Source organism: Brachybacterium sp. AOP29-B2-41 (assembly GCF_052378395.1).
In the GTDB taxonomy this organism is placed as follows: domain Bacteria; phylum Actinomycetota; class Actinomycetes; order Actinomycetales; family Dermabacteraceae; genus Brachybacterium.
The window spans coordinates 1-13,558 of the sequence record NZ_JBQSXR010000024.1 but is presented as its reverse complement, the minus strand read 5'-3'; the positions used below and the strand labels follow the sequence as shown (position 1 = coordinate 13,558).

Sequence of the window (13,558 nt, the reverse complement as noted above, 5' to 3'; positions counted from 1 at the left end):
TAGCAGAGCGCGGCACCGTTCGGAAGTGGTCCGACCGAGAGGCCGGGGAGCCGGGACTCAGCCCGCCGCGGCCTCCAGACGCGCGATGTCGAGCTTGACCTGGGTCATCAGCTCGGCGGTCACCGCCTCGGCGTGGGGCCCGGTGAGCAGGGCGGTGAGCTGCTGCGGCACGATCTGCCAGGACAGCCCGAACCGGTCGACGCACCACCCGCATTGCGACTCGCGCCCGCCGCCGCGACGAGCGCCTCCCACAGCCGGTCGATCTCCGCCTGCGAGTCGACGGTGACCACGATCGAGACCGCTTCGGAGAGGGGGAACTGCGGCCCGCCGTTGAGCAGCATGTACGGGACACCCATGAGTTCGATCTCCACGGTCAGCGCCTGACCGGTCATATCGGGACCGTCCGGTGGTCCGCCGCCCGCCTCGTAGACGCTGCGGCCCAGGAGCTTCGAGCCGGGCAGCAGGGAGACGTAGAACTCGGCGGCCTCGTCGATGTCGCCATCGAACCAGAGACAGGTGCTCACTGTGGTCATGGCGGCATCATCCTCCCTGACCTCGTGGCTACGGAACGGTCAGCACGAAAGATCTGGGAAGGTCGCCTCCTGGTTGACGGTGACGGTGATGTGTGGCATCAGTCCTGAGCGGGATGAGCAGGAGCGGTCACTCAGACCGCGGTGACCAGCCCAGCAGCGGACCGAGCCGCGTTGCGATATCGGTGAGGATCTGCACGTAGTCCTCGTGCTCGAAGCTGAAAGGGAGGGCGAAGGCGACCTCGTCCACCTCGCGGAATCCGGCGTGAGCCCAGAGCTGCTCGGCGATCTCCTGGCTGGTGCCCAGGAGATCCGGGGCGAACATCATGCCGCGGGGTCCCTGCGGGCTGTGGGTGCGAGGCAGTCGCTCCTGGACATAGTCCCGGTACTTCTCCCGCTGCTCCGGGCTCGCCGAGTCCGTGGGGATGACGACCAGGCCCTGGGAGACGCGGGCAGCGGCATTCGGGGCATGTGCCGTGGCGGCCTCCCTGAACGCCCGGATCTGAGCGGCCTGGACGGCGGCGAAGTCCGGATCCTGCCCCTGGTCGGGGAAGATGACGCTGCTGCTGAGCAGGTTCAGCCCATGCTTCCCGGCCCAGGCCGCTGAGCTCATGCTGCCGGCCCCGTACCAGAGCCGGTCTCGCAGCCCGGGGGAGTACGGCTCGACCCGGGAGGAGTACTCCTCGACCACGCCCTGCTTGCCGGAGAGGTCCCGCACCGGCTCACCGGCGAGGAAGCCGGCGAGCTGCTCCACCCGGGCCTTGCTGAAGTCCTCGAGCTCTGCGGTGTGCGGGTAGAGAGCATGCTTGAGGGTCTCGTACTGCATCGGGGTGCCCACGCTGACCCCTGGATTGATCCGGCCCCCGGAGAGCACGTCCACCGTGGCGAGATCCTCGGCCAGCCGCAGCGGGTTCTCCCAGCCCAGCGGGGTCACCGCGGTGCCCAGCTCGATCCGTCGGGTGCGCTGACTGGCCGCGGCCATCACGGCCACGGGGGAGGAGATCCCGAACTGCAGGTGGCGGTGGCGCAGCCAGGCGCTGTCGAACCCCAGCTCCTCACCGAGCTCGATGATCCGCAACGTCGACTCGTGCCCGGCGGCGGGGTCCTCCGGATCGAACAGCCCGATGGTGAGGAAGCCGAGGCGCTGCAGAGACTGGGAACGATCGGGCATCGGGCACCTGTTTCGAGAGGGGAGAACGGGGTGTGGCCAGAGTCCGCATCGTATCGAGCGCGGTCTGGGTCTGGGTCTGGGTCTGGGTCTGGGCCTGCCCGCCCGGTAGCCGGTACGGTCGAGGGCGACCACCATCAGGAGGTGCAGATGCTGAACTGGCTGTTCCGCGCACGACGGATTCGGGGCGATGTCCGTGCCGCCCAGCGAGGGCCGGAAGCGATGGGGGAGCGTGCGGGCCGACGCGCCGCGCACCGCCTGCTCTCACGCCTGCTGCGCTAGCGCCCTCGTCCGGGCGCCGCAGCCGACCGACGGGGAGTGACCTGGTCCCCGTCGGCCGGGCGACGATCAGGCGCCGACGGACACCGTGGAATGGACGGGCACCGGGGAATCGACGGACTCTGTGGAGTCGACGGATGCCGTGGAGTCGACGGGCACCGCGGAAGCGAAGCTCGCTTCCGGGGACTGGCCGCTCACCGTGCCGATCGCCCACTGGAACCCCGGCTCGGTGCCGTTGACCTCCCACGCGCCGATCTCTTTGGCCTTGTACACCCACGGATTATGGGAGGCGGCGGTGCGAGCGTTGCGCCAGTGGCGATCCAGCGCCGCAGTCTCGCGCACGGCGGATGCTCCCAGGGCGTCGAACAGTCGGGTCGCCGCCTCCGGCACCAGTCGCGAGGTGACGACCTGGGCACGGGCCGAGGCGATCTCCGCCTCGACCACGGCGGCGCGCGCCTGTTCTCCTCCGTGCAGCGCGGCGTCGTGCGCCGCCTGCACGGCGTCGGCCACCTGAGCGGTGAGGGCGCTCGCGGTATGCGCGACGGCCGAGATCTCCCCGACCACCTGGAGGATCTGCGGATCCTCCCGGACCCGATCGGCGTTGCCGTGACTGTAGGTGCGGGTGCGGGCGGCTACTGCCGCGACCGCATCCGTCTCGATGGCAGAGGCGATCCCCGCCTGCACGGCGAGCAGCACCAGCTGGTAGACGGCCGTCTGGTAGTCGAAGCGATCGGCGAAGGGGATCACATCGCGGGCCTCGAGGCGGGCGTGGTCATAGATGATCGTGCCGGTGCCGGTGAGCTTCTGGCCGAAGCCGTCCCAGTCATCGCTGATGCGCACCCCGGGCTGGGCGAGCGGGACCACGGCGATGTGCTGGCCGCCGTCCGCCGCTTCGACCAGGGTGTCGGAGTAGTCGGCGTAGATCGAGCCGGTCGTGTAGAACTTCTGCCCGGTCACCCCAGCGTGCTCGCCGTCGACAGTGAGCCGAGTGCCGAAGGAGCCACGTTCCACCGAGCCGATCTCCGACCACGCATTGCCGATCACCGCGCCGTCGGCGATCTTCGCGAGCCACCGATCGCGGAACTCGGTGTGCGGAGTGACCAGCAGATCCTCGACGAAGGCGATGTGTCCGCGCCAGATCTGCGGGAGGTTGGAGTCCGCGGCGGCCAGGTCGACCAGCAGCGCGGTCAGCTGCGGGATCGTCGCGCCGAGGCCCCCGGCGTCCACGGGGAGCCGCACGCGCCCGAGACCGGCGTCGGCGAGGGCGCGCACCTCGGCCACCGGCAGGGTCCGGTCCCGTTCCCGGTCCAGGGTGCCGGCGGCGATGGACGTCAGCACGGGGGAGAAGCGGTCACGGAGCTCAGCGATCGTGGTCATAGCGGGCCTTTCGTGGACTCTTACGGTGGGTGATGGCCGACTGTAGGAGCCGCAGAGCGTGGAGGCCAGAGAGCTGTCGCATGCCGTCATGTGGTGACTTCCGGGGTGACGCCCGGGGATGCATCGCAGACGAAGCCGCCCGGTTCTTCGCAGAGCTCTTGGACGGTCTGAGCCCGCGGCGTGACAATATGGTCACGGCGCCGTCGCGTCGAGGCGCCCTCGTCAGTCCCGCAGGGATCTGCCGTCGGGGCCGCCCCAGGTGTCCAGCACCTCGAGCACCCGGCCGACGAGCTCTCCGAGCGAGCTCGTCTCGTGCAGGGCGGGGGACTGCGGATGAGGGATGCCGAGGACCCAACCGGCGCTCGACTCCCCGTCCGTCTTCGCGACGACGATGCCTGCCCCGTGGGGCAGCGGGATGCGCAGCAGGGGCCGCTCCTCATCGAGCATGAGCCGGCCGTCCAACTCGGGACGGGCTCTGACGAGAGCATCGTGGATCCGTTCACGCTCGAGCCAGTCGCCGAAGGCAGCTGCCATGTCGTGGGTGAAAAGCATGCAGGTCCTTCCACAGGGGCGAGTGATCGCGGTGGCCGGGAGCGGCCGTCGCGGGGGAGCTGCCTGCCGATGCTGCGCAGGAGCACGCCCCCATCATGCGCCAAAAGTCGGACATTTCGGATAAGTGTCCACGTGATGCCATGGCGTGAGGTGGCTCTCGTCGGTCGCGAGCGGTCAGCCCCGCAGGCGGGGCTCCGTCCCGTCGGGAGTCGGAATCGGCAGGGCCAGCAGATCGAGCGTCAGCGCCACCACGTCGTCGGCGGAGTCGAGCTCGTGGAGCACCGGTGCTGAAGCGTCCGAGATCCCCACGACCCACGAGGTCGGCTCTGCCTCATGCATCCTTGCCATGACCACCACCGCTCCGCTCTTGCGAGGGATCCGCAGCAGCGGCCGCTGGGCGTCGAGCATCAGGGTGCCGGCGAGCTCGGGCCGAGCGGCGATGAGGGCGCGCCGGATCCGGTCGCGCTTGATCCAGTCGCCGAAGGCGACGGCCAGGTCAGGGGTGAAGCGCATGAGGGGTCCTTCCGCAGAGGCGAGCTCGCGACTGGACCGGGTGGGTCGGCGCGAGGGAGGTGCGTCGTCCCTCCAGCAGTCCGACACCTGTCCACAATGCAGCCGATGGCTGACAAGTGAACTACCGCAGGGCGAGCAGAAGGGTCATCACCCGGAGCTCCACGCGGCAGCGGCGGCGAGTGCTGCTCGCCGCAGTGGGAGAATGTGCGGATGACCGCCACTCTCGTCGCCCACGGCCTTGCCGGCGGGTACGGCCACCGTGTCCTGTTCGAGGATCTCGACCTCACCGTCGCGCCCGGGGACGTGATCGGCGTGGTGGGTGCCAACGGTGCTGGCAAGTCCACCTTGCTGCGCCTGCTCGCCGGGGTCAATGCCCCGCACGCCGGTGCCCTCTCCCTCTCGCCGTCGGACGCCTTCGTGGGTTGGCTGCCGCAGGAGCACGAACGCCGTGACGGCGAGACCGTCGCCGGCTACATCGCCCGCCGCACCGGCTGCGCGCAGGCCACCGCGGAGATGGACGCGGCGGCCACCGCCCTCGGGCAGGAGTCGCCGCGCGGCGGCCCCGACCCGGCTGATGTGTACGCCACCGCCCTGGAGCGCTGGCTCGCCAGCGGCGCCGCAGATCTCGAGGAGCGGATCCCCGCGGTGCTCGCGGATCTCGGCCTGCCCTACGGCGCACAGGGTGTGCAGCACACCGAGATGACCTCGCTCTCCGGCGGTCAGGCCGCCCGGGTGGGACTGGCCGCGTTGCTGCTGAGCCGCTTCGACCTGGTGCTGCTCGATGAGCCCACCAACGACCTCGACCTCGACGGCCTTCAGCGGCTCGAGACCTTCGTGCAGGGACTGCGCGGGGGAGTGGTGCTGGTCAGCCATGACCGGGAGTTCCTCGCCCGCTGCGTCACTGATGTGCTCGAGCTCGACCTCGCCCAGAATTCTCACCGGCTCTACGGCGGCGGCTACGACGCCTACCTCGAGGAGCGGGCCACGGTGCGCCGCCATGCCCGTGAGCAGTACGAGGACTTCGCCGCGACGAAGGCCGATCTCGTCTCCCGGGCACGTACCCAGCGCGAATGGTCCAGTCAGGGCGTGCGCAACGCGATGAAGAAGTCCCCGGACAATGACAAGCTCCGTCGCCGCGCGCAGTCCGAGTCGAGCGAGAAGCAGGCCCGCAAGGTGCGCCAGATGGAGAGCCGGATCGCGCGCCTGGACGAGGTGGAGGAACCCCGCAAGGAATGGCAGCTGCAGTTCACGATTGGTGCCGCACCGCGTTCGAGCAGCGTGGTCGCCACCCTCACCGGCGCGGTGGTGAGGCAGGGCGACTTCACCCTCGGACCGATCTCGACCCAGGTCGCCGCCGGGGAGCGGATCGGGATCACGGGGCCCAACGGAGCGGGCAAGTCGACGCTGCTGCGGGCGCTGCTGGGCAGGCGCGCGGTGGACGAGGGGTCGTCGTCGCTCGGCGCGAGCGTGCGGATCGGCGAGATCGACCAGGCCCGCTCGCTGTTCATGGGGTCTATCCCGCTCGCTGACGCCGTCGAGGCCCAGCTGCCGGAGCAGTCCCCGGCTGAGGTGCGCACCCTGCTGGCGAAGTTCGGGCTCCGCGCCGACCACGTGGGCCGTGCCGCCGCTGAGCTGTCACCGGGGGAGCGCACCCGTGCCGCCCTCGCCCTGCTGCAGGCCCGCGGCGTGAACCTGCTGGTGCTCGATGAGCCCACCAACCATCTCGACCTCCCCGCGATCGAGCAGCTCGAGCAGGCGCTGGAGTCCTATGAGGGCACCCTGCTGCTGGTCACCCATGACCGGCGCATGCTCGAGACAGTGCGCACCGACCGCCGTTGGCACGTCGAGAGCGGGACGCTCGCCGAGCTGTGAGATCGCCGTCTCCTGTCCCGGGCAGCGGATTCGCTGATTACAGTAGGCGCTCGAATGCCTGCGGCGTGCGACGCGCAGCGGTCGGAAAACAGCCGGCGACTGCACGCGATGACTCCGTCTCGCGGCCCGCCGTACTGGAACCGTCCCGCCTTCCCCACCCGAACGGAGTCACGACGTGACGAACCTGGACGAGCCCACCGCCCCGAGGGAGAAGGGCGAGCGCGGCGGATCCCCAGGGCGCCCACCCGGCAACCCGCTGGCGAGCTTCGACTACTCCCGCCCCCAGTACCCCCATGACATCCACCCGGCCCTGGTGCCGGGGATCGGCATCGACGAGCAGCGCCGTCGCTACAGCATCGACAAGATCGTGTTCGGCGTCGCCGGCGTCCTCGCCGTCGCCTTCGTGATCTGGGGGATCGTCAGCCCCACCAGCGTCGGCGACGTCGCGAACGTCGCCTATGCCTGGGTCATGACCCACCTCGGCTGGCTCTTCAACGCCGTCGCCACGGTGGTGCTGGTGACCCTGCTGATCCTGGCCTTCTCCCGGTACGGGAAGATCCCGCTGGGCAAGGACGGGGAGACCCCGGAGTTCTCCACCTTCTCGTGGGTGGCGATGCTGTTCGCCGCCGGCCTCGGCATCGGCGTGATGTTCTGGGGACCCTCGGAACCGCTGACATACTTCCTCACCCCGCCGCCGCTGACGAACGAGCCCGAATCGGTCGAGGCGCTGCACACGGCCCTCGCCCAGACCTATTACCACTGGGGCTTCCACGCCTGGGCGATGTACGCCCTGGTGGGTGGCGCGGTGGCGTACGCGGCCTATCGCCGAGGGCGCACCCTGCTGATGTCCTCGATCTTCGAGCGCCTGTTCGGCAAGAAGCACTCCGAGGGCTGGGCGGGGCAGCTGGTGGACATCTTCGCGATCATCGCGACGCTGTTCGGTACCGCCGCCGCGCTCGGCATCGCTGTGCTGCAGATCGGCGAGGGCTTCGTGATCGTCTCGGGTGCCTCGGAACTGACCAACACCATGATGATCGTGATCATCGCGGTGCTCTCGGTCGGCTTCGTTCTCTCGGCGGTCTCCGGCGTCTCCCGCGGCATCCGCTACCTCTCGAACACCAACATCGTGCTCACGATCGGCTTCGCCGCAGCGCTGTTCATCCTGGGTCCGACCCTGTTCCTGCTGAACCTGCTGCCCTCGGCCGTGATGGAGTACCTCGGCTCGCTGCTCGAGTTCATGGGGCGCTCGGCCTCATGGGGCCAGGACACCCTCGACTTCCAGTCCGCCTGGACCGTGTACTACTGGGCCTGGTGGATCTCATGGTCGCCCTTCGTGGGCATCTTCATCGCGCGCATCTCCCGCGGCCGCACCATCCGCCAGTTCGTGCTCGGCGTCATCCTCATCCCCTCCTCCCTGCTGTTCCTCGCGTACGGGATCATGGGCGGCACCGCGATCTCGATGTACCGCGACGGCTCGCTGGGCCAGATGGACTCGGTGAACCCGGCCCAGGTGCTGTTCACGATGGTGGAGAACCTGCCCTTCGCCGAGTTCCTGCCGATCCTGATCATGTTCATCCTGGGGATCTTCTTCATCACCGCAGCGGACTCCGCCTCCGTGGTGATGGGCATCCTCACCACCAAGGGCAGCCAGAGCCCGCCGAAGCCGGTCGTGGTCTTCTGGGGAGTGGTGATGGGCGGCATCGCGGTGGTGATGCTGCTGCTGGGCGGTGAGACCGCGCTGCAGGGGCTGCAGTCGCTGGTGATCATCACCGCCGTGCCCTTCGCCGTGGTGATGCTCCTGATCATCGTGGCCTGGCTGCGGGAGCTGCGCAGCGACCCCCTCACCCTGCGCCAGCAGTACGCCGCGGCGGCGATCGACAACGCCGTCGTGGACGGCGTGGACAAGTTCGACGACGACTTCAGCCTGCAGGTGGTCCGCACCGAACCGGGTGAGGGCGCCGGCGCCGTGGTCGACTCCACCGACGGGGAGTTCACCGAGTGGTACCAGCGCACTGACGAGAACGGCGAGCCTGTCGGCTACGACTTCGACACCGGGGAATGGGCCGACGGCTGGATCCCTGAGACGGGGGAGAGCAAGGTCGTCTCCGTCGACGATGCGGATCCTGCTGACCAGGCGGACGCACTTGAGGATCCGAGCGGCACGGGGTCAGACCCCGAACCTGTCCGCTGACCGTCCAGGGGTGTCAGGCGGCAGGGTCCTCGTGCGCCAGCTCCTTGAAGCGGCTGCGATGGAAGACCACTGCCTCGGCTTCGGGGGTGCTGTCGATGGAGAGCACCTCGAGCAGCACCAGGTCGTGGTCCCCGGCCCGCATCTGGTCGTGCACCTGCACGGTCATCCAGGCGGGGGCGTGCTGCAGGGTGAGTGCGCCGTGGGGATCCACCGTCACGTCGATGCCGTCGAAGCGTCGCTCCCGATCGGTCGCCGAGAGCTGGCGCGCGAACGGCGCCTGAGCACGGCCCAGCACCGTGACCCCGAGATGCCCCTGTTCGTGCAGGGCCGGCCAGGTTTTCGAGCTGTGCTGCACTGCGAGGGACACCAGCGGCGGATCCAGGGAGACGCCGACGGTGAAGGTCGAGGCGATCAGCCCGTGTCGGACTCCGCCGATCTCGGCGGCCACCAGGACCAGGCCCTGCGGGAAATGGGAGAACGCCTCACGGAGCGCGATGTCGGACAGCATGGCTTTCACTGTAGGCCTCCCACCGCCTCCGAGTCAGGGGAGGAGTTCCATCGCGGACGCGCGGCGTCACGCAGCGTCATATGCGGCGCGCACCTGACCCCCGCGGGAATGACCCCGCGGGGAATGCTCCGCCGCCGCGACGCGTTGTCCCCGCATGCGTGCAATGACCTACTCCGAATACGGCGACCCCTCCACCCTTGAGCTCACCGACGCCCCGCGGCCCACTCTCGGCCCGGGCAACGTGCTGATCCGAGTGGAGCGTGCTTCCGTCAACCCGGTCGACTGGAAGGTGATGAGCGGCGGCCTGGACTCCCTCATCGATGCGGTCTTCCCGGTGATCCCGGGCTGGGACGTGGCCGGAGTGGTCGAGGCCGTCGGCCCCGACGCCCCCGAGTTCACGCCTGGCGACCGCGTTGCGTCGTACGGCCGCAAGGACGTCATCCACGGCGGCACCTTCGCCGAATACGTCGCGCTGCCGGCCACCTCGGTCGCCCAGATCCCGGAGGGCGTCCAGTTCGAGGCCGCCGCGGGCTTGCCGCTGACCGGGCTGACGGCGCTGCGCAGCCTCGACACCCTGGAGCTGACGGCGGAGGACACCCTGCTCATCCATGCCGCCTCCGGCGGCGTCGGCTACCTCGCCGCGCAGCTCGCCCGTGAGCGGGGCGCGACCGTGATCGGCACCGCCTCCGAGCGCAACCACGGGAAGCTGCAGGCCATCGGCGTCACGCCCGTCTCCTACGGCGAGGGCCTGGTCGAGCGGGTGCGCGAGATCGCGCCCGACGGCGTGAGCACGGTCGCGGACTTCGTGGGCGGGGTGCGTGAGGAGACCCTCGCGCTCCTGGCCGACGGCGGCCGGCACGTCTCGATCGCCGACCCCTCGGTCGAGGAGGTCGGAGGGCGCTGGGTCTGGGTGCGGCCCGACGGTGCGCGCCTGCGTGGCTTGCTCGAAAAGGTCGCGGCCGGCGCGCTTCACGTCGAGATTGCCCGCACCTTCCCGCTCGCCGAGGCGGGGGAGGCCTTCGAGGCGAGCATGGAGGGATCGGAGTCCGGCAAGCTCCTCATCGACGCGACCCGCTGAGCCTCGCGGACGAAGGACGGCCCTGCACCGCGCGGTGCAGGGCCGTCCTCGTCTTCGGCTTGGGCCGGGCCGTCCTCCATCACCAGCTCCGGGCCGGGCCGACGGGTCTTACCGGTTCTGCCGAGCCTGTTCTGCCGAGATGGGCTCATCCCTCGGGTTCGGCCTCGCCCATCGCGCTGATCTGGAAGGTCGCCCCCTCGGGGTCGGCGATCGTGGCGATGGTCCCGAAGGGGGAGGGCGTCGGGCCGTCCAGCACCGTTCCGCCGAGCTCCTTCACCCGGGCGATCGCCGCGTCGCTCGAGCCGACGCCCAGGTAGACGCGCCAGCCGGTGGCGTCCTCGGGCATCGTGGCAGTCGCGTCGCACAGCCCCCAGCTCGCGCTTTCGCCGGGGCCGTTGGTGGCGTAGCGGAAGTCTGGCCCGGACATCTCCTCCGCCATCGGCACCAGCTGGGCGTCGAACACTTCGGTGTAGAACGCGGCGGCTTCGTCGTACTTGTGCGTCATCAGCTCGAACCACACCGGCGAGCCGGGCGTGCCCGTGAATTCGTAGCCCTCGAGGTTCCCCGCCTGCCACAGGCCGATAGACGCGCCAGTGGCATCGAGGACCACCGACATCCGCCCCGAGTCGCTGATCGCATCGGGCGGGACGATGACCGTGCCGCCGGCCGCAGTCGCCTTCGCGGTGCGGGCATCGGCGTCGTCGACTGCGAGGTAGACGCCCCATTCAGGCGGCAGCGGATCACCGGCCGGGCAGGTCATGCCCGAGACGTTCATCAGGCCGCCCACCAGGGAGCCGCTGTTGCGGATCAGGTGGTAGTGGTTGAAGCTCGCACCGAGGTCCTCGAACTCCCAGCCGAACAGGCCTCCGTAGAAGGCTTTCGCCGCGTCGGTGTCGGTGATGCTGAGATCGAGCCAGGTGCTGGTGCCGGTGCTGCGAGTCATCATTCCTCCTGGGGTGCGTTGGGCCCGTGGGCCCTGGTGCCTCCAACCTAGAGGGAGCGGGTCGCGCAGGAGTGTCCGATCCTGCGCACCTGGAAGGTGACCCGGGGTGCATGAGCAGGGTGCGCCACCAGGGTGTGCGGCCAGAGATGCGTGGCTCCGTGCCGGGATGCTCGACGGCGAGGGCGGTCCTGCGCCACCCGGGACTCAGCGATGGCAGAGGCTCGGCAGGGCCGAGAGCAGAGGCGGCCGCATCGCCGACCCTCCCGCGGCGAACTCGAGCGTCACCTCACCCGGAGCGGTGAGAGGTGCGGGGTGCACCGCCACCACGGGCTGCTCCGGCACCAGCATGTCCAGCGGGTCGGAGTGCGCGGGCACCAGGAATCCGAGGAGGAACGGGGCCCCCTCGCACAGCGGCAGATCCAGATGGGGGACTCCGGAGACGAGGGCACCCGAAAGGGGCAGTCCGATCGGCGCAGGCTGCGGGTACCAGCCCACCCACACCGAGGCGTCGCCGCGCGTCTGCGCCGTCGCGGGGAGCGACAGGTGCACACGGACTGACTGAGGGTGCGGGCGCAGCAGCGCGAAGGGGCGCGGCGGCCGATCGCTGATCCGGTCGGCGAGTCGGCGCAGCTGCCCCGGCGCGATCCCGACGGTGCTGCGGAAGCGGCGGCTGAAGCTCGAGAGGGAGTCGAAGCCGACGGCGCTGGCCACGTCGATCACCGCATCGTCCCCGGCCAAGAGCATCCGCTTCGCGGTGTCGATCCGCAAGGCAGTGAGGTACTGGCCTGGACCGATACCCATCCGGGCGCTGAAGATCCGAGAGAAATGGAAGGGGCTGTACCCGGCGTGCGCGGCCAGGTCGGCGACGTCCAGGGTGGCGGCATTCTCGTGCGCGAGGCGCAGCACGGAAGAGAACCTATCCTCCGCGACAGCAGGCGTGAGCGTGGTCACAGTGCAGAGTGTACGGTCCCGGCTGGACGTTGCAGAAGGGTCTCGCGGGACACCGGGACACCGGGACACCGGGACACCGGGACATCGGGACGGCGGAGGCGCGGTGCCGGTCGAGGGCCGGCGCCGCGCCTCCGCGCTCACGTGCTGAGGATGCCCCGGGCCGCCGCGCGACCCCGGACCGTGCTCAGGCTGACTGCTCGCCGCGGATCAGCTCCGCAGCGCGTTCACCGATCAGCATCGTGGTGATGTTGGGGTTCACTGCGACCAGCTGCGGCATGACCGAGCCGTCGACCACCCGCAGGCCCGTCACCCCCTTGACCCGCAGCTGCGGATCCAGCGGCGACATGTCGTCATCCACTGCCCCCATCCGGCACGAGCCGGCGGGGTGGTAGACGGTGTTGTGGGTCTTGGAGACGTAGTCGGCGATCTCCTCGTCGGTCTGCACGTCCTCACCGGGGAACAGCTCCCGGCCGCGGAACGCATCCATGCCCGGCTGCGCGACGATCTCGCGGGCCTTGCGGATCCCGGCGACGGCCACGCGCATGTCATGGCCCTCCTCGTCCGTGAAGTAGCGCGGATCGACCTTGGGCTTGTCGCGGTAGTCGATCGAGCGCAGGCGCACCGTGCCGCGCGAGCGGGCATGGGTGACGTTCGGCGTGAGCGCGAAGGACTCCGGCGAGGTGGGGTAGCCCTGGCGCCGGGTGTGCATGTCGAAGGGCACCGAGCCGTAGTGCATCATCAGGTCCGGCAGGTCCAGGCCCTTCTGGGTGGTGGCGAAAATCCCGATCTCCCACCACTGGGTGGTCTCCCGGGTCATCTTCTGCGTGGACTCCCACGAGATGACCGCTTCCGGGTGGTCCTGCAGGTGGGAGCCGACTCCGGGGGAGTCGACCCGCACCTCGATACCCACCTCGCGCAGGTGGTCGGCCGGGCCGATGCCGGAGAGCATCAGCAGCTTGGGCGAATCGATCGCCCCGGCGGAGAGGATCACCTCGCGGCGGGCATGCATGATCGAGGAGCGGTCGAAGGCGTTGTCGATGTACTCCACGCCCGTGGCCCGCTGCTCCTCATCGAAGAGCACCTGCATCGCCTGCAGGCCGGTCAGGACATGCAGGTTCTCCCGCTCCAGGTTCGGATGCAGGTAGGACACCGAGGAGGAGGCGCGGGTGCCGTCGGCCTGACGATTCACCTGGAACCAGTTGGCGCCGTTGACCACCGTCTCGAAGTCGTTGAACGTGGCCGTCGGGATGCCGGCCTGCTCGCAGGCCTCCAGCAGCGCGACCCCGACCGGGTCCTCGGGCGGGACGTCCATGAGGTGCACCGGACCGTCGGTGCCGTGGCCCTCACCGGAGCGGTCCAGGTTCGTCTCCAGACGGGCGATGAGAGGCATGACCGTCGCGGCGTTCCAGCCCTCCGCGCCGAGCTGCTCCCACAGGTCCATGTCCTCCGCCGGCGGGTGGAAGGCGATGCAGGAGTTGTGGGACGAGCAGCCGCCCAGCACCTTCGCGCGGGAGTGGCGCATGAAGGAGTTGCCGTTCTCCTGCGGCTCGATCGGGTAGTCCCAGTCCAGCCCGGACTGCAGCAGCTCGGGCCAGC

Annotated in this window: 12 protein-coding genes and 1 pseudogene; 4 read left to right on the top strand and 9 right to left on the bottom strand. The window is 69.8% G+C overall.

Going from position 1 to position 13,558, the window contains the following annotated elements:
* Positions 1–57: 57 nt before the first annotated feature.
* Both ACT3T9_RS16765 and ACT3T9_RS16760 read right to left on the bottom strand, forming a co-directional pair.
* A pseudogene (locus tag ACT3T9_RS16765) lies at positions 58–533 on the bottom strand (VOC family protein).
* Positions 534–660: 127 nt separating this feature from the next.
* A complete protein-coding gene (locus ACT3T9_RS16760; RefSeq protein ID WP_441445711.1) occupies positions 661–1,701 on the bottom strand; it encodes an LLM class flavin-dependent oxidoreductase in 1,041 nt (346 codons plus the stop codon).
* A gap of 141 nt (positions 1,702–1,842) precedes the next feature.
* Between ACT3T9_RS16760 and ACT3T9_RS16755 the strand changes: the two genes are divergently transcribed.
* Positions 1,843–1,980: a hypothetical protein gene (locus ACT3T9_RS16755; protein ID WP_441445712.1), complete on the top strand. Its 138-nt coding sequence runs from the start codon at positions 1,843–1,845 to the stop codon at positions 1,978–1,980.
* A 66-nt stretch (positions 1,981–2,046) separates the two neighbouring features.
* Here ACT3T9_RS16755 and ACT3T9_RS16750 read toward each other — a convergent pair whose 3' ends face one another.
* The 3 genes from ACT3T9_RS16750 to ACT3T9_RS16740 form a co-directional block, all read right to left on the bottom strand.
* On the bottom strand, positions 2,047–3,354 hold the full coding sequence (locus ACT3T9_RS16750) for an acyl-CoA dehydrogenase family protein (protein ID WP_444607112.1): 1,308 nt from the start codon (positions 3,352–3,354) through the stop codon (positions 2,047–2,049).
* A 222-nt stretch (positions 3,355–3,576) separates the two neighbouring features.
* A complete protein-coding gene (locus ACT3T9_RS16745; protein WP_442331893.1) occupies positions 3,577–3,906 on the bottom strand; it encodes a hypothetical protein in 330 nt (109 codons plus the stop codon).
* Between the two features lie 174 nt (positions 3,907–4,080).
* Positions 4,081–4,419, bottom strand: a complete 339-nt coding sequence (locus ACT3T9_RS16740) for a hypothetical protein (protein ID WP_441446327.1) — start codon at positions 4,417–4,419, stop codon at positions 4,081–4,083.
* Positions 4,420–4,629: 210 nt separating this feature from the next.
* Between ACT3T9_RS16740 and ACT3T9_RS16735 the strand changes: the two genes are divergently transcribed.
* Positions 4,630–6,291 carry an ABC-F family ATP-binding cassette domain-containing protein gene (locus ACT3T9_RS16735; RefSeq protein ID WP_444607111.1) on the top strand — a complete coding sequence of 554 codons (1,662 nt, stop codon included), beginning with the start codon at positions 4,630–4,632 and terminating at the stop codon, positions 6,289–6,291.
* Between the two features lie 184 nt (positions 6,292–6,475).
* On the top strand, positions 6,476–8,482 hold the full coding sequence (locus tag ACT3T9_RS16730; protein WP_444607117.1) for a BCCT family transporter: 2,007 nt from the start codon (positions 6,476–6,478) through the stop codon (positions 8,480–8,482).
* Between the two features lie 13 nt (positions 8,483–8,495).
* On the opposite strand, the gene ACT3T9_RS16725 is transcribed toward ACT3T9_RS16730, so the two are convergent.
* Positions 8,496–8,990, bottom strand: a complete 495-nt coding sequence (locus ACT3T9_RS16725) for a flavin reductase family protein (RefSeq protein WP_444502220.1) — start codon at positions 8,988–8,990, stop codon at positions 8,496–8,498.
* A gap of 163 nt (positions 8,991–9,153) precedes the next feature.
* Between ACT3T9_RS16725 and ACT3T9_RS16720 the strand changes: the two genes are divergently transcribed.
* Positions 9,154–10,068, top strand: coding sequence for an NADP-dependent oxidoreductase (locus ACT3T9_RS16720; RefSeq protein ID WP_444502221.1), 915 nt, complete (start codon positions 9,154–9,156; stop codon positions 10,066–10,068).
* Between the two features lie 145 nt (positions 10,069–10,213).
* Here the strand turns inward: ACT3T9_RS16720 and ACT3T9_RS16715 are convergent, their stop codons facing one another.
* From ACT3T9_RS16715 to ACT3T9_RS16705, 3 genes are all read right to left on the bottom strand, one after another.
* Positions 10,214–11,014, bottom strand: a complete 801-nt coding sequence (locus ACT3T9_RS16715; RefSeq protein ID WP_444607110.1) for a VOC family protein — start codon at positions 11,012–11,014, stop codon at positions 10,214–10,216.
* A 201-nt stretch (positions 11,015–11,215) separates the two neighbouring features.
* A complete protein-coding gene (locus ACT3T9_RS16710; protein ID WP_444607109.1) occupies positions 11,216–11,962 on the bottom strand; it encodes a helix-turn-helix transcriptional regulator in 747 nt (248 codons plus the stop codon).
* Positions 11,963–12,146: 184 nt separating this feature from the next.
* The coding region (locus ACT3T9_RS16705; protein ID WP_444607108.1) for a GMC family oxidoreductase at positions 12,147–13,558 on the bottom strand (1,412 nt) is incomplete at its 5' end.

Coding starts and splice junctions, on each gene's coding strand:
- ACT3T9_RS16760 (WP_441445711.1), bottom strand. CDS start 1,701: ATGCCCGATCGTTCCCAGTCTCTGCAGCGCCTCGGCTTCCTCACCATC.
- ACT3T9_RS16750 (WP_444607112.1), bottom strand. CDS start 3,354: ATGACCACGATCGCTGAGCTCCGTGACCGCTTCTCCCCCGTGCTGACG.
- ACT3T9_RS16745 (WP_442331893.1), bottom strand. CDS start 3,906: ATGCTTTTCACCCACGACATGGCAGCTGCCTTCGGCGACTGGCTCGAG.
- ACT3T9_RS16740 (WP_441446327.1), bottom strand. CDS start 4,419: ATGCGCTTCACCCCTGACCTGGCCGTCGCCTTCGGCGACTGGATCAAG.
- ACT3T9_RS16735 (WP_444607111.1), top strand. CDS start 4,630: ATGACCGCCACTCTCGTCGCCCACGGCCTTGCCGGCGGGTACGGCCAC.
- ACT3T9_RS16725 (WP_444502220.1), bottom strand. CDS start 8,990: ATGCTGTCCGACATCGCGCTCCGTGAGGCGTTCTCCCATTTCCCGCAG.
- ACT3T9_RS16720 (WP_444502221.1), top strand. CDS start 9,154: ATGACCTACTCCGAATACGGCGACCCCTCCACCCTTGAGCTCACCGAC.
- ACT3T9_RS16715 (WP_444607110.1), bottom strand. CDS start 11,014: ATGATGACTCGCAGCACCGGCACCAGCACCTGGCTCGATCTCAGCATC.